17 protein-coding genes are annotated in these 18,818 nt (G+C 67.9%); 2 read left to right on the plus strand and 15 right to left on the minus strand.

All coding sequences use genetic code 11. The features are described 5' to 3' along the window. From E1261_RS17605 to E1261_RS17640, 8 genes are all read right to left on the minus strand, one after another. A partial coding sequence (locus tag E1261_RS17605; RefSeq protein ID WP_132407955.1) for a polysaccharide lyase family 8 super-sandwich domain-containing protein occupies positions 1 to 2,183 on the minus strand: 2,183 nt, incomplete at its 3' end. Between the two features lie 645 nt (positions 2,184 to 2,828). Continuing rightward, a complete protein-coding gene (locus tag E1261_RS17610; RefSeq protein ID WP_132407956.1) occupies positions 2,829 to 3,377 on the minus strand; it encodes a hypothetical protein in 549 nt (182 codons plus the stop codon). A 232-nt stretch (positions 3,378 to 3,609) separates the two neighbouring features. Further along, entirely contained in the window at positions 3,610 to 4,914 is a 1,305-nt protein-coding gene (locus E1261_RS17615; RefSeq protein ID WP_132407957.1) for a DUF58 domain-containing protein, read from the minus strand. Between the two features lie 46 nt (positions 4,915 to 4,960). Next, entirely contained in the window at positions 4,961 to 5,989 is a 1,029-nt protein-coding gene (locus E1261_RS17620) for an AAA family ATPase (protein ID WP_420814012.1), read from the minus strand. A 6-nt stretch (positions 5,990 to 5,995) separates the two neighbouring features. After that, the gene (locus tag E1261_RS17625) at positions 5,996 to 6,583 is read right to left on the minus strand and encodes a hypothetical protein (protein ID WP_238176280.1); all 588 of its coding nucleotides are present in this window, start codon (positions 6,581 to 6,583) and stop codon (positions 5,996 to 5,998) included. Next, positions 6,580 to 7,314: a DUF4129 domain-containing protein gene (locus E1261_RS17630; RefSeq protein ID WP_132407958.1), complete on the minus strand. Its 735-nt coding sequence runs from the start codon at positions 7,312 to 7,314 to the stop codon at positions 6,580 to 6,582. The genes E1261_RS17625 and E1261_RS17630 overlap by 4 nt, the downstream gene beginning before the upstream one ends. Before the next feature lie 302 nt (positions 7,315 to 7,616). Continuing rightward, entirely contained in the window at positions 7,617 to 9,032 is a 1,416-nt protein-coding gene (locus tag E1261_RS17635) for a proprotein convertase P-domain-containing protein (RefSeq protein WP_132407959.1), read from the minus strand. Positions 9,033 to 9,135: 103 nt separating this feature from the next. Then, positions 9,136 to 10,020 carry a helix-turn-helix domain-containing protein gene (locus E1261_RS17640; protein ID WP_238176281.1) on the minus strand — a complete coding sequence of 295 codons (885 nt, stop codon included), beginning with the start codon at positions 10,018 to 10,020 and terminating at the stop codon, positions 9,136 to 9,138. Between the two features lie 169 nt (positions 10,021 to 10,189). On the opposite strand from E1261_RS17640, the gene E1261_RS17645 reads away from it, so the two are divergent. Then, positions 10,190 to 11,269: a CobW family GTP-binding protein gene (locus E1261_RS17645; protein ID WP_132407960.1), complete on the plus strand. Its 1,080-nt coding sequence runs from the start codon at positions 10,190 to 10,192 to the stop codon at positions 11,267 to 11,269. Here E1261_RS17645 and E1261_RS17650 read toward each other — a convergent pair. From E1261_RS17650 to E1261_RS17665, 4 genes are all read right to left on the minus strand, one after another. Continuing rightward, on the minus strand, positions 11,258 to 11,941 hold the full coding sequence (locus tag E1261_RS17650) for a maleylpyruvate isomerase N-terminal domain-containing protein (RefSeq protein ID WP_132407961.1): 684 nt from the start codon (positions 11,939 to 11,941) through the stop codon (positions 11,258 to 11,260). The two genes, E1261_RS17645 and E1261_RS17650, sit on opposite strands and share 12 nt — an antisense overlap. A gap of 36 nt (positions 11,942 to 11,977) precedes the next feature. Further along, positions 11,978 to 12,727: an HpcH/HpaI aldolase family protein gene (locus tag E1261_RS17655; RefSeq protein ID WP_132407962.1), complete on the minus strand. Its 750-nt coding sequence runs from the start codon at positions 12,725 to 12,727 to the stop codon at positions 11,978 to 11,980. 9 nt (positions 12,728 to 12,736) lie between these two features. Beyond that, positions 12,737 to 14,263: an acyl-CoA carboxylase subunit beta gene (locus E1261_RS17660; RefSeq protein ID WP_132407963.1), complete on the minus strand. Its 1,527-nt coding sequence runs from the start codon at positions 14,261 to 14,263 to the stop codon at positions 12,737 to 12,739. 69 nt (positions 14,264 to 14,332) lie between these two features. Then, on the minus strand, positions 14,333 to 15,496 hold the full coding sequence (locus E1261_RS17665) for an acyl-CoA dehydrogenase family protein (RefSeq protein WP_132407964.1): 1,164 nt from the start codon (positions 15,494 to 15,496) through the stop codon (positions 14,333 to 14,335). A 67-nt stretch (positions 15,497 to 15,563) separates the two neighbouring features. Here E1261_RS17665 and E1261_RS17670 point away from each other — a divergent pair, with 67 nt between their 5' ends. After that, entirely contained in the window at positions 15,564 to 15,953 is a 390-nt protein-coding gene (locus E1261_RS17670) for a MerR family transcriptional regulator (RefSeq protein ID WP_238176282.1), read from the plus strand. 2 nt (positions 15,954 to 15,955) lie between these two features. Here E1261_RS17670 and E1261_RS17675 read toward each other — a convergent pair whose 3' ends face one another. The 3 genes from E1261_RS17675 to E1261_RS17685 are packed head-to-tail and all read right to left on the minus strand — an operon-like array spanning position 15,956 to position 18,817. Continuing rightward, positions 15,956 to 17,770, minus strand: a complete 1,815-nt coding sequence (locus E1261_RS17675; RefSeq protein ID WP_132407966.1) for an ABC transporter ATP-binding protein — start codon at positions 17,768 to 17,770, stop codon at positions 15,956 to 15,958. After that, positions 17,767 to 18,231, minus strand: a complete 465-nt coding sequence (gene lepB / locus E1261_RS17680) for a signal peptidase I (RefSeq protein ID WP_132407967.1) — start codon at positions 18,229 to 18,231, stop codon at positions 17,767 to 17,769. Before lepB ends, E1261_RS17675 begins: the two co-directional genes overlap by 4 nt. A 13-nt stretch (positions 18,232 to 18,244) precedes the next feature. After that, positions 18,245 to 18,817 (minus strand): TlpA family protein disulfide reductase, encoded by a 573-nt coding sequence (locus tag E1261_RS17685; protein WP_132407968.1) that lies wholly within the window; start codon positions 18,815 to 18,817, stop codon positions 18,245 to 18,247. Position 18,818: the final 1 nt, after the last annotated feature.

Consider the following 18,818-nt stretch of genomic DNA (forward strand, 5'->3'; position numbering starts at 1 on the left):
CCCAGGTGCTGGATCGCTTGTAGGCGTGGGGTGTTGGCCAGTACGGCGAGTCGTCCGTGGTTGTAGGCGCGGAGCGCTGGCTCGGTTGCGTTGGGAACCAGGGCGTAGGCGAGGGCGCGGGTGGATCCGGCCGGCTGGGCAGCGGTCAGGGCGAAGACCTGTTTGGTGACTGGGGTGTCCGGATTCGAGGCTCGGATGGTGCGGCGACTGCGGATAACGTCTTGCAGGGTTGACGAAACCTCGGTCGGCGCGAGGAAGTAGTAGCCGACAGCAACGTTATTGGCGGCATAGCGCAGCCAGCGTGGGTCGCCGGATCCCGTCCAGGGGCGGCCATCTCGCCGTACACCGGTGATGGTCACGGGATCGCCGGGCGCGGCGATGCGGGTGTCGAGGGTGGTGGTGACCGGGCGGCCGGCGTCGTGGATACCCGCGGCGAGGACCACGATCTCGTCGTCGAGCAGGAACCAGGACTTCGTGGCCGACGCGTTCCGGTACGTCACGAAGTCGTCCGGGAGTTCGTCGCGGGAGGCGTGGGCGAAGTCGTCCGACTGCACCCAGCCGACTGCGCCGTACGCGTCGAGGGTCGCGCCACCGGAGTGCTTGTTGGTGCCGGTCGGGAAGTAGACGTAGGTGTTCTGCGCCTCCGACGACGGCGTGAACTCCGGCGGGCGGTTGTAGTACGCCGTGCCGTAGAGCTCGGGGATCGTCTTGCGGGTCTCGACCGGCGCAGTCACCCCGCCGAGCGCGTACGGCGAGACGGTCGTGAAGTAGTCGACGCCGTACGAGCGGGTTTGGTCCTGGCCGCTCAGGTACAGGTAGTGCGCGCCGTCGCCCTGGAACCACGGCATCAGGTTCTCGCCGCTCATGTACTCGTACTTGCTGATCCGGTCCGAGCTCCGCGCCAGGGCGAACGCATACCCCGGCCGCCGGTGGACAGTCCGATCCATCGCGTTGAACGCCGTACTGCTCGCGGCCGGGTTGAGGTCGGCCGGCACGACCGCCGGGTCGGCGCGCAGATCCGCGAACCGCGCGATACTCACCGGCGAGACGAAACTGTTCGGGTTGATCGTCGGCCGCGCGGTGAACTTGGCGAACGCCTTCAACCTTGCCGCGTCCTGCGCTCCCGCGTAGTCGGCGAGGTCGACTACGGCCTCGACGATCACCGCGACGTCGTCGTACCCGGTGCCAGGTCTTGAAACCGCACGGCCCTTGACGATCTCCATCATCCAGCCCTCGAAGATCAGCGGGGCGAACCCGTCCTCGACCCAGCCCTGGACGACGCCGATCAACTCGCCGGTCTGGGCGTACGACGTACCGGCGAGGACTTTGATCGTCTGCACGACCCGGCTGAGCAGGGCTTTGCCGTAGGAGCCCGTGTACGCGACGGACGCGTGCTGGACGAAGGAGCCGTCGGCGTAGTACCCGTCGGTGACGCCGTGCTGCAGGTTGTACGGATCGATGGTCGCGAAGACGGTGAACTGGTCGGTGAGCGCCTTCCGGATCCGGGCGTCGTCACCGAGCAAAGCGCCTTGCAGGACACGGTTCGCGGTGATGTCGACCAGGTTCGCGCCGGTGTGGAACCGGGAGTCGAGGTCGACGTCGCCGTTCTTCCCGTTGCGCAGGTAGGAGTCCATCGAGGCGACGTACGGCGTGATCAGGGTGGCGGGCGCGTCGATCAGCGCGAGCGTCTTGGAGGCGAACGTGGAGATCCCGATCTCCCAGGTGAACCAGTTGCCGTAATACCCCTTCGCCTGGTCGCCGTACCAGCCGTCGTGCAGTCGTTGCAGCCCGTCGATGACCTTCGCGCGAACCTCTGGGTTGCCCTGCAGGTCGGAGGCCGGTCCGGGCCGGCGGTACGCGAGGGCGATCTCGTAGAGGTGCTGGTACGACGCGCTCAGATTCGGATCGCTGGTCCCGAGCGGCAGGCCCGCGAACAGCTCGGTGGCCCCGGCCCGGTCCATCGCGGCCAGCCAGGTCCGCGCGGTCGTGTCCATCGCGGTCAGCTTGGCGGCGACTTCGGGTCGAGCGTTCGATTCCGCCGTACCGGCGTAGATCGCGATCGCATTGGCAAGCAACGCGTTTGGCGCGGAAGCGGTGACCGCGGTGGCTCGGGCCGGGTTCACCGCGGTCAGCAGCGCGGTGGCGGGGACGAACGACAGCAGACGGCGGCGACTGATGTACACAACAACTCCCAGGGCGATGGGAAAAACCTCACCCCAGAAGTCAACCAGCCGCAACTATCCTTCAGCAAGCGTTTACCACCCACCACCCTCACCGGTTCGCCCGCCTCGCTCGGCAATTTGAACGGACAACCCCCGACCTTGTCCCTTCTCCCCTGAAAATTTGAGGGGAGAGGGGGCCAGTTCAGGGGATATCCGGTCTCCTGTCCGCGGATCCGGCGACCAGGTGCGCGACGAGGCGTGCGGTTCCTTCGGACATTGCGGGTACGGCGCTCTGCTGCGCCGCGTGCAGGTGAGCCGGCTGTACCGCGGTCACGTACGCGGTTCGCCGTTCGGCTGGTTCCTGCGCGGGCTGGGGAGTTCTACCCGTCGTTTGCGGGAGGTACGACTCCCCAGCCCCGCCGGACAACCGCATTCAGCACCCCAACCAGCCGGATCTGCCTCAAATCACCGCGGCGGGTCAGCAGACAGGCCTCGTCACCACCGGCAGCAACCAAAGCCCGTCAGCCCCAGGCAACGTTCACCTCTGACCGCCGACCGAACCATCCGCCCAGCCAGGCACCCGCCAAGTCACACCTCGTCTGTAACGCCGCCCGCAGTTGTGAGCAACCACGGTTTCTGGCGACTGAGCGCCGTACCGGAGATGGGTTAGTCGCGGGTCAGGCGTTGGCCGGCGGTGAACCAGATGGTGATGGTGGCCAAGGCGAGTGCGCCGACTGTTACGAGTAGGGAGCCTGCGACGTTCGCGCCTTGGACGAGTGCGGCAGCGATGGCGACTGCTGGGGTGACGATTACTGCGATCGCTCCGGGGAGGATCCAGCGGCGGAGGGCTCGGCGTTCTATTCGGACGTACGACGGTAGTTGCGCGGCGAAGGCGGTGGCCAGGTGCGTGACTACTAGCGCGATGCCGGTGATGACCAGCTGCCAGTTGATCTCGGCTGGTGCTCGGACCAGCCAGCCGAGCGTCACCGCCAGCAGCAACAGCACGCCGGCCAGCGAGTCGGGCAGCACGACAGTTGCCGCCAGCAACGGAATCGCCACCAGCGGCACCAGGTCCAGCTGGTCCCACGCCGCGGTCCCCGGCACGATGATTGCCAGCGCTCCGGCGACCGCGATTGTCAGCCGTGCGACCAGCACACCGCGGCCGGTATCGCGCAACTGCGCCAACCACAGGGTCAACTTTTCAGCGACTGTCACGGGGCCCCCGTCCTGGACTGAGGAGCGCAGGGAGCCCGGTCCTGGGCCCCCCGGCCTGGACTGAGGAGCGCAGGGAGCGAAGCGACTGGAGCGACGAGGGAAGGACGGGAATCAAGGGCCCAGGACCTGCCGCGCGGAGCGTGGCTATGTGTACAGCGACTGGAGCGACGAGGGAAGGCCGGGAACCAAGGCCCCGTGACCCGCCGCGCCGGAGGCGTGGCATTCGACAGAGTCATGAGCGCATCCTTGGGGCGGAGGCTAGGCGGGCGGCGTCGCGGAGGACTTCGTCCAGGGTGCCGGAGCCTCGCCAGGGGACGGTGGGGACGCCGAGGTCGCCGAGGCGGTCGAGTTCGCGGCGGCGTTCGAGGAGGCGGAGGCGCCAGGCGAGGGGCCAGGCGCGCTTGTCGTGTTCGTCGAGGTCGAGGACCGAGACGACGTCGGGAGGCAGGGTGTCGACGGCGATGACGGTGCAGCCGGAGTGGACGAGAGTGACGACGTAGCCGAGGACGACTTGGCGGAGGAGTGGGCTCAGCACCAGGACGAGGCTGTCGGACTTGATCCGGTTCCGCTGGGCGAGTTGGTCTCGGTCGGGCTGGCGGCCTCTGCGGTCGGCGTGCACGAGTGCGTCGAGGATGCGGCGGAGGTGACCGCGTCCGCTGCCGGAGCGAACTCCGCGCACCAGGTTTCCGGTGTCGACCAGGCGGACTCGGTCGCCGTGCCTCAGGTAGTGCTCGGCGATCGAGGCGGCCGCGCGGACAGCGGTGTCGAGACTGCTCGACCGGCCGTCGATCCCTTCGCTGACCCCGATCTCGCCGCCGGTATCGAGCAGGATCACCACCTCGGTATCGCGGTCCGACCAGGTCGAGGTGACGTGCAGCTCGCGGGTCCGCGCGGACACCGACCAGTTGATCCGACGCAACCGGTCACCGGTCCGGAACGGCCGAACCCCGGCCAGCTCCGTCCCTTCGCCCGGCCGCCGTGACCGATGCAGCCCGACCAGCCCGGCCGGCCGCGGCATCGCATCCACCGCTTCGAACCCTTCCCGCAACGGCAACGTCGTCACTGACGACGCAGCGGCCGACGTCACCCGGATCCGGTAGGCGCCCAGCACCGAAGTAGCCACCACGGTCGGCTTCTCCAGCGCCCGCAATCCCCACCGCTTGGACCGAACCCCGACTTCCAACGCCACACCCTCATGTGGGCTGACAGGTTCGGCAACGGCGGCTTGGCGAGGTGAGTAGTCGAACCATTTGGACCGTGGCAGTGCCGCAACGATCAGATCGATGTCCGGATCCACCGTCCCCTGGACGCGCAGCCGGTACGTCGTTGCCTGTCCCTCGAACAGCACATCCGCATCCAGCTCGGTCTGCACCTCAGGCTCAGCGCGCGGCCGGAAGAACCGTCCCCACACCGCGATGAACGCCAGTGGCAACCCGAACACTGCAGCATCCGGCCGTCGCGCCAGCACGGCGATGACGAGCAGCACCGCCGCGACCACGATCACGCGGACGTGCGCGTGCGTCGGCTGCCACCTCATGATTCAACCGCCGCGGATGAACCGACTCCCCCGGACATGTCGCGTCTCAACGACCAGCGCCGACAACGGTGGGCGGCGTCGGCACGGCACCGAGCACGGAGCGCACCACAGTCGCCCCAGTCACGTCGTGCAGCCACAGCTCCGGCCGGACCGTGATCCGGTGCGCAAGCGCAGGCACCGCAACCGCCTTCACATCCTCCGGTACGACGTAGTCGCGGCCCTTGATCACCGCATACGCCCGGGCGGTGAGCAGCAGCGCCAGCGAACCACGTGGTGACGCACCGACCAGCACCTGCGAGTCACGCCGGGTCGCCGAAGCCAGGTCGACGCAGTACTGGCCGACAGTGTCGTCGACCGTGACAGTCTCAACGGCCTGCTGCGCGGCGAGCAGACCGGCGGCGTCGGTGACGGCCTCGACCTTCTGGTCCTCGGTCCGGCGACTCATCCGGCGCCGCAGCACCTCCCACTCCTCGGCAGCGGTCGGGTAACCGAACCCGATCCGCAGCATGAAGCGGTCGAGCTGCGCCTCCGGCAGCGGGTAGGTGCCCTCGTACTCCACCGGGTTCGCCGTGGCGAGCACGTGGAACGGCACCGGCAGCGGGAAGGTCTGCCCTTCGACCGTCACCTGATGCTCCTGCATCGACTCCAGCAGCGCGGCCTGTGTCTTCGGTGGTGTCCGGTTGATCTCGTCGGCCAGCAGCAGACCGGTGAAGATCGGGCCCGGCCGGAAGACGAACTCCGAATCCTTCTGGTCGTACACGAACGCGCCGGTCACATCGGACGGCAGCAGGTCCGGCGTGAACTGCACGCGCCGGAACTCCAGCCCCAGCGCCTGCGCGAACGATCGCGCCGCCAGGGTCTTCGCCAGCCCCGGATAGTCCTCGAGCAGCACGTGCCCGCCGGCCAGGATCCCCGCGAGGACCAGCTCGAGCGACTCACCCTTACCGACGACGGCCTGGCCGACCCGCTCCAGCACCCGCCGGCTGAGGTCGGAGACCTCCGCCAGCGCCAGCTCCCGGCCCACGCTCCCGCCCGGGGTGATGACGTCGGCGGGTCGGGTTTCGGAATCGGTCACGGTTCCTCACAGGTTCTCGATGGTCTGGATCGCGGCCTCGATCTCGGCGAGGGTCGCGATGCGCTTGTCGTCGGAGGTGATCAGGTCCCACAGTTGGTCGCCGACGAACGCCCGGGCGCGGTCCGGGTCGAGGTCGGGATCGATACCGTGCCGGTGCACGAGCCGGTCGATGGTCAGCTCCAGCAACAGCGGCTGGATCCGTCGGGCGAACGTGAACGAGCCTTCGCCGTTCCGCCGCTCGCGGCTCGACTCCTGCAACCAGGTCGCGATGAACTGCGTCCGGTTGTCGTTGCTCTGATCCCGTGCCGCCGCGAGCTCCGCGTCCTGCCGGGCGGGCCAACTGGTCTCCAGCAGTTGCGGGCCCAGTTGCCGCAAGGCCACCGAACCGAAGCCGACCGCCAGAGCAGCGGCGACGAACCACAGCGGCCGCGGAGCCATCCCAGCCGCGCCGAACGCGCCCACCAGTAGCAGGCTCGCCACGACGGTGAAACCGACATGCTGCAAGAGCACCTTGTTCAGCCGCATCGAGCGAACCGTCGGCTTCGGCGCGGGCCGCTCACCCTCGTCCAGCGGAGTCCATTTGTACGACGTCATCCGCGCACCTCCGCTCCATCCGAGGAAGCGGCAGCGGCATGTACGGCGGCCAAGTCGTCCCGCAACCGGATGAGTGCCGCCCGCGCCTCGGCCCGGGACCCCTCCCTGGAACCGTGCGTCGAGTACCGGGCCTCGCGGTACAGCTCGCCCAGCCGGATCAGATGCGGCTCGGAGATCCCACCCACGCCGAGCACGCGCACAGTGAACTCGGACGGTGTCTCAGCCGGCTCCCGCGCGACACCCGCCGACGCGGCCGCCTGCTCCAACGCAACCCAGCAAGCGATCACTGCATCGGTCGCCCGACCCGAATCGATTGCGGCCAAGCCGGTGTCGACCGCCTCCGCGAGCTTCTCCGCGGCGACCCGCTCCCAGTCCGGGTCGGACTCGGTCACCGCGGGCAACTGCACTCGCCGGATGATTCGGTAGATCAGCAGCGCCATGAACACGAGCAAGGCAGCCCCGGCCAGCCAGAGCAGCGCTTGGAACAGACCCTGGATCCAGCCCGGAACCTCCCGGGTCTTAGCCTCCTCGCCGGGCCGCTGCGAGAAGGTCGGCAGCGTCGCCGCCGTCGTGGTCCGCGTCACCGTCGGCGCCGGCTTCGGCGACAAGGTGCTGTCACTGACCGGCCGCACCGAACCACCCGCCGACGCGAACACGACGAATCCGGCGCCGGCGATCCCGAGGATCAGCACGACGACCAGCGCCAAGCTCCCGCGACGGTGCGTCAACATGCTGGGCAGGCTAGCCGATGAAAAGCGCTTTCCAAGCCCGAATTCCCCTTTGTGCCACAAGAGTGCGCACAGAATGCCGAAAGAGTGCGCACCCAGTTCCGCCACCCCTGGCAGCAACCAGTCACCCAAATCAACCCATCCGATGGGTTCCCCCACCAGCTTGCGGGTTCTGTACTCGCATGCGGGTGCAAAACCCACAAGCGGATGGGGTAACCCATGAGATGCGCGGGGTGGTGGGTGGGCTCACCGGATGGGTGGCCCGCCCACCAGTCCGTGCGCAGCCGAGCAAACGACTGCGGCTGTTAGAGGGTGATGGACCAGTTCGTGAGGGTGCCGGAGTCGCCGGGGCCGTTGTCGCCGATGCGCAGGGTCCAGGTGCCGGCGGCGGTCTCGTTGGCGGCGACGTCGTACGTCTTGCTGGCCGGCAGCGGGTGGCAACTGAAGCCGCCGCTGCGCTGCAGGTAGTACCAGCGGCCGCTCGGGGAGACCAGGCTGATGTTGAGGTCCTCGAGGCAGGTGTGGTTGCCCTCGACCTTCACCTTGACCGGGCTCGCGGTGCGTCCGGTCGCGGTCGACTTGAGTGGGCTGACCGTGGTCTGGAAGTCGCGGATCGGGTAGTCCGTGGCGTTACTGAAGGTCCGCTCAACCGGGTCAGGATCGGGGTCAGGGTCCGGATCGCCAGAACCGGTGAGCAGAGTCAGGTTCCATTTGGTGAGCGCCTCGGAGACCGGCTGGAAGATCGAGTTGTCCTGGTCACCCGTCACGCAGGACGAGTTGCCACCGGAGTGCAGACCGACCGCTTTGTCGCCGCGCAGCCACGCACCACCGGAGTCACCACCCTGAGAACAGGCCGACGTCGTCGTCAGCCCCTCGATCACGACGTTGCCGTAGTCGATCGTCTGGTTGACCGCACTGACCTTGCCGCACTCCCAGTTCGGCGCAGTGTTGCCGGAGTGGCAGACCGTGTCGCCGACGATCGCCTCGGCCGCTCCGGTGACGGTGACTGCGGGCTGACCCCAGGTGTTGACGTTCGGCGAGGTAGTCCAGCCGGCCTCGGTGACTGCGACAACACCCATGTCACCTTCGCGCGCGTTCACGCTACGGCTGCCACCGACGTTCGACGTACCGAGCTTGTTGCTCTGACCACTTGCGCCGTACGCCGCCTGGTTCGCATCGTTGGTGCAGTGGCCTGCCGTCACGAAGTGCTTGTTGCCCTGGGCATCCGTTGCCGGGAACCCGACGGAACAGTTGGATTCACCGCCCGGCCACCACGGGTCGCCCGGGTTCACCTCGCCGGCCTGCTGGCGGAACGTCGTCGCCACAGACTCCACCCGTACGCCGTCCAGTCCGCGGAAGGCATCGCTGCCCCCGCGCGCCTTGACCACGACCTGGTTCGTCACCGGGTCGATTCCCCAGCTGCGCAGGTTGTTCTGCCCACGGGCGATCTGGTCGACCTTGGCCAGCAGCCCATCCAGCTGCTGCTGGCTGCGAGTGACGTACTTCGGGCTGGCACCAGCAGCCCGAGCCTGAGCGGCGGCCGCATCGCTGGTCACGGCAACCACCAGGCGGCCGTTCTCGATCCAGCGACCGGCCTGGCCGGCACTGGACGCCAGCGCCGCCGAGACCTGGTGCGGTTCGGGCGGTGCGGCACTCGACTGGGTCGGCACAGCGACCAGGCTGCCACTCAGCAGCAGGATCGCGGGGACTCTCGTTCGCATGGTGCACTCCTCCGGTTGGGACGGTGCACCGAACCTAGGAGCGCGACCGGCAAGTGAAAATCGCCGGAACCCCTTTCACAGTTAACTAAACGGCCTTAACAGTTCACACCCAAGTCCAGCGGAACCCGTGTCGGCCAGGCCCGAAGTTCAGTACGACGTCGTGCACCTCAGGCGCGACATCGACCACGCGCGTCTGCTCCGCACCGTCGTCCAGCTGCGAGAACGCCGTACAGGTGGCCGGCAGCACGTCCGGGTCGAAGCAGAGCTCGAGCACGAACTCACGCACCGGCAGCCGGAACTTGCGCTCGTAGTTCGTCGCCGGTGGATAAGGCGCGACGTTCACCAGTTCGTGCTCGGTGATCACTGTCTCGCCCTTGCGCAGTGGGCGGTCGAAAAGCAGCTCAGCAACGAGCAGTCCGTCCTCAGGACGCCGTACCGTCCGGCCGAGCGAGCAGTGCCGGAGCGGCCAGATGTCCGGCAGCGGGCGGTCATGCTCGTCCAGATGCATGATCACCACCCACCTGTCCGGTCCGTCCGCCTCAGCACGCAGCACCTGCCGGGAGTGGTACGAACGCTCACCGCGGTCCGCACCGATGAACACCCGGTCGTGCTGACTGATGCGGGTCAGCCGCTCGTCCCAGTGGATGTCCACCTCGCGCACCGCCGCTTCAACCGCACCAGGACGAGGCCAGTACGCCGCTACGTCCGGCCGATCGGGGACAGTGCTCAGCCAGCGACCGCGCGGGCGCGGTGGCCCCAGCGACGCGGACAGGGTGCCGACGGGGACCTCCAGCACCTCCTCCAGCAGCGCGACCGCAGTAAGCGAGTCCCGGCGCTCCGGACGTGAGCGGCCGGACTGCCAGTAGCTCAAGGTGGCCATGCTGACCGACACGCCCTGCACCAGCAGCCGCTCGCGGATCCGCTCCAGGCCGAGTCCGCGCGCCTGGATGGCCGCGCGCAGCACCTCGGCAAACTCGCGCTCGCCCATGGTCGCGACCATAGGCACGCGGGGCCTCGGTGACCAGAGCGTGGACGCTTAACTGTTAACAGCAAGGGAGAAGCGATTTCGCGGGAAAGCGGGAAAATTCCCGTACTGGCGGGAAAGTCGGCCCACCCCAGCCCTGGACTGATGAAAACCGTTTTCATATACTCGCTCCATGACCGCCCACGCGAAGACCCCTCTGTCCCTGCTGGTCGGGCTGTCAACGACGCTCCGGCAGCCCGTTCTCGACGCGATGCTGGATGCGACCACGGTGGCCGTGGTGGTCGATCAGGACGACCTCGCCGAGCGCGGTGTGCTCAACTGGCGCGTGCTCGATGCGACCGGCCCGATCGACGCCGGTGAGTTCACCGTCGGCGACGACTGCGGCGCCTGCCAGCTCATCGAGTCCCTGATGCCGCTGCTGGAGACCCTGGTCGCGCGGAAGCACTGGGACCACGTCGTACTGTCCGCTCCCCCAGCCATGGAGGCGCGTCCGCTGGCGTCCACCCTGGTCGCCCTGTTGCCGGAGATCACCGTCGACACGGTCACCTGCGTAGTCGACGCCGTACTGGTGGTGGAGCAGCTGTCCGGCGACGAACTGCTCGACGAACGCGGTCTGGCGCTCGGACTGCCAGACCGGCGTAACGTGGCCGAGCTGACCGCCCGCCAGATCGAGTACGCCGATGTCTGCGTACTGGCCAACGCCCACCGCAGTAAGGCGCCGGACCGGCTGCACAACCTGCTGCTGCACCTCAACCCGCGCACCACCGTGGTCATGGCCGACGCGAGCGGCGCACCAGATGGGCCGGTGGCACGGACTGGGCTGTTCAACTTCGCAGCTGCAGAGTCGTGGGCCGGTGACCTGGCCGCGGCCGACCGGGTGCAGCCGAGCGGTGAGGGCGTGACCACTGTGCTCTGGCGGTCCACGAGGCCGCTGCACCCGGCGCGGTTGAACGAAGCACTCGAGGACATCGTCGACAACGTCGTACGGAGCAGAGGTGTGGTGTGGCTGGCTAACCGACCCACGCAGCGTGTGCGCTGGGAGTCTGCCGGTTACAGCGCCTCGCTCGGCACACTGGGCGAGTGGTCGGACACTGAGCACCTGGCCGAGTGCACAGTGGTTGCTACTGGCATGGGACTCGACCCGGCCCGCCTGCAGTCCATTCTCGACGCCTGCCTGCTGACGGAGTCCGAGCTGGCCAGTCTGGACTGGAAGGAGCTCGAGGACCCGTTCGCCGGCGTGCTACCCCAGTAGCGGCAGGCGGTCCGCGTGCTGGCCGAGCATGTCGAGGTCTGAGTCGTCCAGCGGCAGCCGGCCCGTGCCTTTGAGCACGTACGTCGTGGTGTCCCAATCGATCACGTCCCATGCCGCCGGGCCGAACAGCCCGTCCAGGGTGCGCGCAGTGACGCGAAGCGCCTCTGGATCGGGCTCCGGTGCGTCGGGAAGGTTCAGCGTCAGGTCGAGGTGGTGGACGGTTGCCTCCAGCACCAGCGTTGCGACAAAGTCCCGCACCTCCAGCACATGCCCCTGCGTCTCCACACGGCCCTCCGCAAGCGCAGCAGCCCGTACGGCGGCCTCCGACACCTCACGCCAGTGCTGCACCAGTACGCCGGGCTTGCGGTACGCCGCTGCCACACCGCGCACGAAGCTCGTGTCCTCGTCAGAACCCGGCGGGAAGTCACGCCAGTAGCTCACGAAGTCCCGGTCCGGGGCAGCCACGGCCGGGCTGGCAAAAGCGATCAGGGCGCGCTGAGCGTCGTACAGGATGTGCACTAGCAGCGGGCCGACCGGCATACCGGAGCACCTGGTCTCGCGGGCAAAGTCTGCAGTGCTCAGATCCTGCACCGTCTCGGTGAGCAGCCCGTAGGCGCGGCCCAGTGTGCTCGCCAGTCCCCGCGGCAACGCACCACGTTCGGGTGCTCTCATCCGGACCTCCTAGCCGAACTAGCCGAACTAGCCGAACTAGCTGCGTGCAATCCGCAGATGCTCAGTCGCGACGGCCTCCAGGTGACTGAGGTCGGAGGAGACCGTGGCGAACGTGTATCCCTGTTCCAAACGCAGTCTGGCGTTCTCTCCGTCGAACGTGTGGATGCCGACCGCTATTCCGGCAGCCGTAGCGGTCTTGGCGATCAGCGCGATCGCCTCCTCGAACGGACCGGCGATCTCAGGGTCGCCCGGGTAGCGAGCACCGAGAGACAGGCTCAGATCGGCCGGACCGACGTACAGGCCGTCCAGTCCGGGCGTTGCACAGATCTCGGCGACGTTCTCGAGCGCCTGGGCCGTCTCGATCATCGCCAGCACCACAGTGACCTTGTTGGCCTCGGCCGGTGCCGGATCGATCCGTAGCGCGGACCGCATCGGCCCGAACGACCGCCTGCCGAGCGGTGGGTACTTAGCCGACCGCACCGCCCGGGCCACGTCCTCGGCGGTGTCGATCAGCGGGATGATCACCCCGAAAGCACCTGCGTCCAGAGCACGCCCGATCGGCGTCGGGTCGTTCGCCTCCACCCGCACCAGCCCAGCGGACCCACCGGCATCAATCGCCAGCAGTCCGTTCAGCAACCCCTGGTAACCGATCAGACCGTGCTGGCCGTCGAGCACTACGTAGTCATAGCCCGCCCGCGCAATCCGCTCGGTCGCGGGCGGCGCATCCAGCGTCACCCAGTAGCCAACCTGCTGCTGCCGATTCCGTAAACGCTCAGCGAAGGTCACACCTACACCCTAGACCGGCGGCACTCCGTGACGCCGAGTGGAGAAGTGCCGGTCCTTGGACTGGGCGGCGCCCAGGCGGGCGATCAGGTCATTGCGCAGGTCCTCCGGCTCGACGATCGCGTCGATCACCAGGTCGGCGGCCAGCCGGAGGATGTCGATGTCGGTCTCGTACTCCTCGCGCAGTTTCGAGACGTACTCGACCCGCTCGGTCTCGTCGGCGATCTCCTGGATCTTGTTGTAGTACACGGCGTTGATCGCCGCCTCCGGCCCCATCACCGCGATCTTCGCGGTCGGCAGCGCGATACACGCGTCCGGCGAGAAGCCGGGACCGCACATCGCGTAAAGACCCGCGCCGTACGCCTTGCGCACGATCACCGAGACCGTCGGGACGGTCGCCTCCGACACCGCGGTGATCATCTTCGCGCCGTGCCGGATGATGCCGGCCCGCTCTACCTCGCTGCCGATCATGAAGCCCGGTACGTCGCACAGATAGATCAGCGGCACGTTGAACGCGTCGCACAACCAGATGAACCGGGCCGCCTTGTCCGCCGAGTCGACGAACAGTACGCCGCCCTTGACCGCCGGCTGGTTGGCCACGAACCCGACCACCTGGCCGGCCAACAGACCGAACCCGACGACCAGCTCCGGCGCGTACGCGGGCTTGATCTCGAAGAAGGTGTCCGCGTCCGTGATCGCGTCGATCACGTCATGGATGTCGAACCCGACACTCTCCTCCACCGGCACCAGGTCGCGGGTGAAATCACGGCCCGGCTCAGAGGCGTCGTACGACGGCGGTCGCGCCCGCCACGAACCGGGGAGGTAGGAGAAGTACTGCTTGGCCAGCTCGATCGCCTCGGTGTCGTCGGAGGCGAGCAGATCACCACAGCCGGAGACGCTGGTGTGCATCCGGGCGCCGCCCATCTCCTCCAGCGTCACCTTCTCACCGACGACCATCTCGGCCATCCGGGGTGAGCCCAGGTACATCGAGGCGTTGCCGTCGACCATGATCACCAGGTCGCAGAACGCCGGGATGTACGCACCGCCGGCCGCGGACGGGCCGAACAGGCAGCAGATCTGCGGCACCTTGCCGGACAGCGCGACCTGGTTGTGGAAGATCCGCCCGGCGCCGCGGCGGCCTGGGAACAGCTGCACCTGGTCGGTGATCCGGGCGCCCGCGGAGTCGATCAGCCAGAAGATCGGCAGCTCGTCGCGGAGCGCCACCTCGGTGATCCGGACGATCTTCTCGACCGTCCGCGCACCCCAGGAGCCCGCCTTCACGGTCGGGTCGTTCGCCACGATCAGCGCCGGCCGGCCGTCGACGAGCGCGCGGCCCGTGACCACGCCGTCAGCCGGCAGACCGGCGTTCAGCGCGTTGGCGAGCTGCGCCTCCTCGACGAAGCTGCCCTCGTCGACGAGCAGCGCGATCCGGTCGCGGACGTACAGCTTGTTCTGACTGTCGAGCTTGGCCTTGGCCTTCTCGGGCGGCGCCAGAGTCGCCTCGCGGGCCGTCTTCACCTCGGTCCAGTGATCCCTCATGACTGCCTTTCTACCTGTAACGTCCGAAAACACGCCGACCACGCACCACAGATCTTCGGACGCTGTGGCTCATTCGACCGGGAGACCGAGGCCTCGGGCGATCAGCATGCGCTGGACTTCCGACGTACCTTCGCCGATCTCCAGGATCTTGGCGTCGCGGTAGAAGCGGGTGACCGGGTACTCCTCCATGAAGCCGTAGCCGCCGAAGACCTGGGTCGCGATCCGGGTCGCGGTCACCGCGGACTCACTCGCATACAGCTTCGCCACTGACGCGGCCTGCTTGAACTCCTGCATCGGCGCGCCCGCATCCTTCAGCGCGGCCGCCTTGTAGACCAGCATCTCGGCCGCGTCCGCCATCACCTTCAGGTCGGCGATCTGGAACGCGACCCCCTGCTTGCGGCCGATCGGGCCACCGAACGTCTGCCGCTCACCGGCGTACTGGACGGACATGTCCAGACAGGCCCGGATACAGCCGAGCGCAACCGCGGCGATCGCCACCCGCCCGTCGTCCAGCGTGGCCAGGAACTGCGCGAAGCCCTTGCCGCGCACACCCAGCAGGTTCGCCTCCGGCACCCGGACGCCGGTCAACGCCAGCGGGTGCGTGTCGCTCGCATGCCAGCCAAGCTTGTCGTACGGCGGTTCTGCGACGAACCCCCGTGTTCCGGCCGGGACGATGATCGTGGAGATCTCCGGCTTACCGTCCTCCCGCGTCCCCGTCCGTGCGGTCACCGTCACGCACGACGTGATCGCGGAGCCCGAGTTCGTGATGAACTGCTTGGACCCGTCGATCACCCACTCGCCGTTCTCCAGCGTCGCACGCGTCTTCGTCGCACCGGCATCAGACCCGGAATCCGCCTCGGTCAGCCCGAATCCGGCCAGCTTCTCCCCGGCCACCAGCTCCGGCAGCCACCGCTGCTTCTGCTCGTCGGTCCCGTAGGTCAGGATCGGGTTGATCCCGAGCCCGACCGCCGCTTCCAGCGTGATCCCCATCGACTGGTCGACCCGGCTGATCTCCTCGATCGCCACGCACAGGCTGGTGAAGTCGGCGCCCGCACCGCCGTACTCCTCCGGCGCGGTCAGGCCGAACAGCCCGAGCTTGCCCATCTTCTGCACGACCTCCACCGGGAAGTAGTGCTTGCGGTCCCACTCCGCCGCGTGCGGCGCGATCTCCGCCTCGGCGAAGTCACGCACACTGCGCCGGAACTCGCGGTGCTCCTCGGACAACTCGAACATGACAACTCCTCTGTGCTTGACGCTTACGTAAACGTAAAGCACAGTGGGCCAGGTGCACAATATCCGGGTGCCCGCCGAAACTTGGACGATCGCCGAACTCGCCGCCGAGTACGACGTCACCCTGCGCACCATCCGCTTCTACGAGGACCGCGGCCTGCTGACCCCCGAACGCCGCGGCACCGTCCGCGTCTACCACCCGCGCGACCGCGTCCGCCTGGGCCTCATCCTCCGCGGTAAACGCCTCGGCTTCTCCCTCGACGAGATCGCCACCATCGTCGACATGTACGACGCCGAACCCGGCGAGGAAGGCCAGCTCGAGTACCTCCTGGCCCAGATCACCACCCGCCGGGCCGACCTCGAACAGCGCCGCCAGGACCTGGAACAAACCCTCCAGGACCTGGCCGACGTAGAAGCCCGCTGCCAAGCCGACCTCAAAGCCCTCCGCGACCGGGCGTAGAGCTACTCGCTCTGGTAGCCCTTCGCCTGTGTGGTGAACAGCCGGGCGTAGGTGCCACCGCCGGCGAGCAAGGACGTGTGGGTGCCGGTTTCCGTGACGGCCCCGTCGTCCAGTACGACGATCAGGTCGGCGTCGCGCAAAGTACCGAGCCGGTGCGAGATCAGTACCGAGGTGCCTCCCGCGCGCAAGGTGCTGATCCTGGCGTGCAGCTCGGCTTCGGCCTCCGGATCGAGGCCTGCGTTCGGCTCGTCGAGGATCATCAGGTCGGTGTCGGCGCGGAGGAAGGCCCGGGCCAGCGCCAACCGCTGCCACTGTCCGCCCGACAGGACGACACCGGTCCCGTCCGACCCGTCGTCCTCGGCGAACTCCCGACTGAGCATGGTGCGGTAGCCGTTCGGAAGCTTCTCGACGACCTCGTGGATATCTGCCTGTACGGCGGCCGCGGCGATCCGATCCGGATCCTCCAGCGCGGTGAGGTCGCCGAGCGCGATGTTCTCCGCCGCGGTGAGGTCATAGGACATGAAGTCCTGAAACACCGCGCCGACCCTGTCCCGTAGCCGGGCCGGATCGAGATCGCGCAGGTCGATTCCGTCCCAGGTGATTCTGCCCTTGGTCGGGTCGTACATCCGGCACAGCAGTTTGACGACAGTGGACTTGCCCGCGCCGTTCTTCCCGACCAGACCGACGGCCATACCGTACGGAATGGTGACCGTCACGCCTCGCAGCACCCACGGCAGGTCGTCGCCGTACCGGAACCAGACATCTTTGAACACGATCCCGCGGCGCAGTTCCGGCGTCGCGACCGGATGCTCCGCAACGGGCAGCTCGGGCGGAGCGCCGAGTACGACGGTGTAGTGGTTGAAGATCATCAGCTGCTCGTTCGCCTGCGCCAGTAACGACACGATGCCGGCCATCGCGACCTGCACACCCGCAACCGCGGCGACGAACAGGGCGATGTCCCCCGCGGTCAGCTCGCCGCGGCCTGCCGCGAGAATCGCCCAGACCAGCCCCGTACCGGCGACGACAGCGGCGAAGAGCTCAAGTCCACTTTGGACGAACAGTTCGCGGCGATCGAGTGCCCGCCGGGCGACGTGAATCTCCGACATCGTGCGCATCATCCTGCCGCGCAGAAAGTCGCCGGTGCCGAACAGCCGGATCTCCTTGCTGGCACGCGCGTCGGACAGCAGCATCTGGTAGAAGAGCTCGCGGCGTTCGTCCGGGCTCAGCCGCAGTGTGGTGTTCACCCGGCGTCTCGCCAGTGCCAGTTCGGCCAGAAGGGCCGGCAGCGCGGCGACCAGGACAATGCCGGCGATGAGCGGGCTGATCAGATAGAGCGACGCGAACAGGCCGAGCGCCGTGATCACGTTCCTGACCAGTTGCATGGCTGCGATGGTCAACTGCGCCGGAGCACTGTTGGCGGCTTCGGCAACCTGCAGTTGGTTGAGGAACTGCGGATCCTCGAACCGGCCGAGTCCAGGGAACCGGTTGACCGCCCGGTACAGCCGGTCCTTGGCCGCCCGGCTGACGCGTCGCTGCGCTTCCGCCGAGAAGTACTGCGAAAGCTGCGGAAGGGTCGCGGTCAGCGCGCCGAGCACAGCAAGGGCGATCGCTTTCGGAAGCAGTACGTCGATCGCGGTGCCTGCGGTCACCGAGTCGATGACCAGCTTGGTCAACCAGGTGACCGCGACCGGGAGCACTGCCCCGACCAACGCAATCCCACTCAGCAGCCCGAGCTGCGCGGGTGCCTCCCGAAAGGCCAGCGCCGCCGCCGGCCCCAACCCTCGGAGCGTGCGCCAACTGCGCCGGTCCGTCGTCATGTGGTCCGTGCGCGCATCGGCCTGGTGACCACGCCAAGTACCGCATCCCCTGTGGCGAAGCCCCAGTGCCGGGAGTCTCCGCTGTGGGTCGGATTGTCTCCGAGCAACAGCAGCCGTCCCTCCGGCACCAACGCCCCCGCGAAGTCGATGTACTCGTTCTCGTCCCAGCTGTGCCGGATGACCGGCGGTATCTGTTCGCCTGGTACGGCGGCGACGCGCTTGATCACCCAGGGGCCCACCGTCGCGAACTCGTGGGACTGCGGACGGGCAACGACGACCAGGTCACCGGTCCGGAGCGCGGTCAGGGGCGCGCGCCGTACCAGGACCCGGTCGCCGTCGTACAGGGTCGGCTCCATGCTTGGGCCTTGTACGTCGACCACCACCACCCGGCGCCGCGTCCGCACGATCAGTACGAGGGACGTGGCCGCGACGACGGCAGCGATGACGACTCTCCACAGCACAGCCGAACTCCGGTCAGGCCGGCGCAGGACTAGGCACCGCCGGGATGGGCAGCATGGACACGTCGATCGCACTCGCGGTGATCTTGCCGGCCGCGACGACGGCGTACGTCGGGAACGCGGTCACGCCGAACGCCGCAGCTATCGGTCCGGCGTAGTCCTCGACGACGACCCGCGCGCCGGCGCCGAGGACGCCGACCATCTCGGACGGATCGTCATCGCCCTCGGCGACAACGATCGCGAGCACGCTGTCCTTTCCACCAGGTACGACGGCGGCGCGGGCGGCGAACTTCGGCGCGTTCTCGATGCAGGGTGCGCAGGACACCGAGAAGAATCCGACCGTCGTCTCGCCTGCCAGCGACTCCTTGCTCACGGCAACGTTGTCCGTGCTCACCGCGGTGAACTCGTCGACCTCCGAGCCCGGAGGCCGCATCGAATCCGCGGGCGGACTCTGCAGCGCGCCGTACGGGATCTTCGCGATCGACTCCTCATGCTCCTTCAGCCGGCGAATAACACCGAACAGCAGCAACAGGTTCAGTACGCCGACAATGCCGACCACGACCACCAGCGCGGTGAGAAACGTCGTCAAG

The sequence above is a fragment of the Kribbella albertanoniae genome (assembly GCF_004348455.1).
Lineage (GTDB): Bacteria > Actinomycetota > Actinomycetes > Propionibacteriales > Kribbellaceae > Kribbella > Kribbella albertanoniae.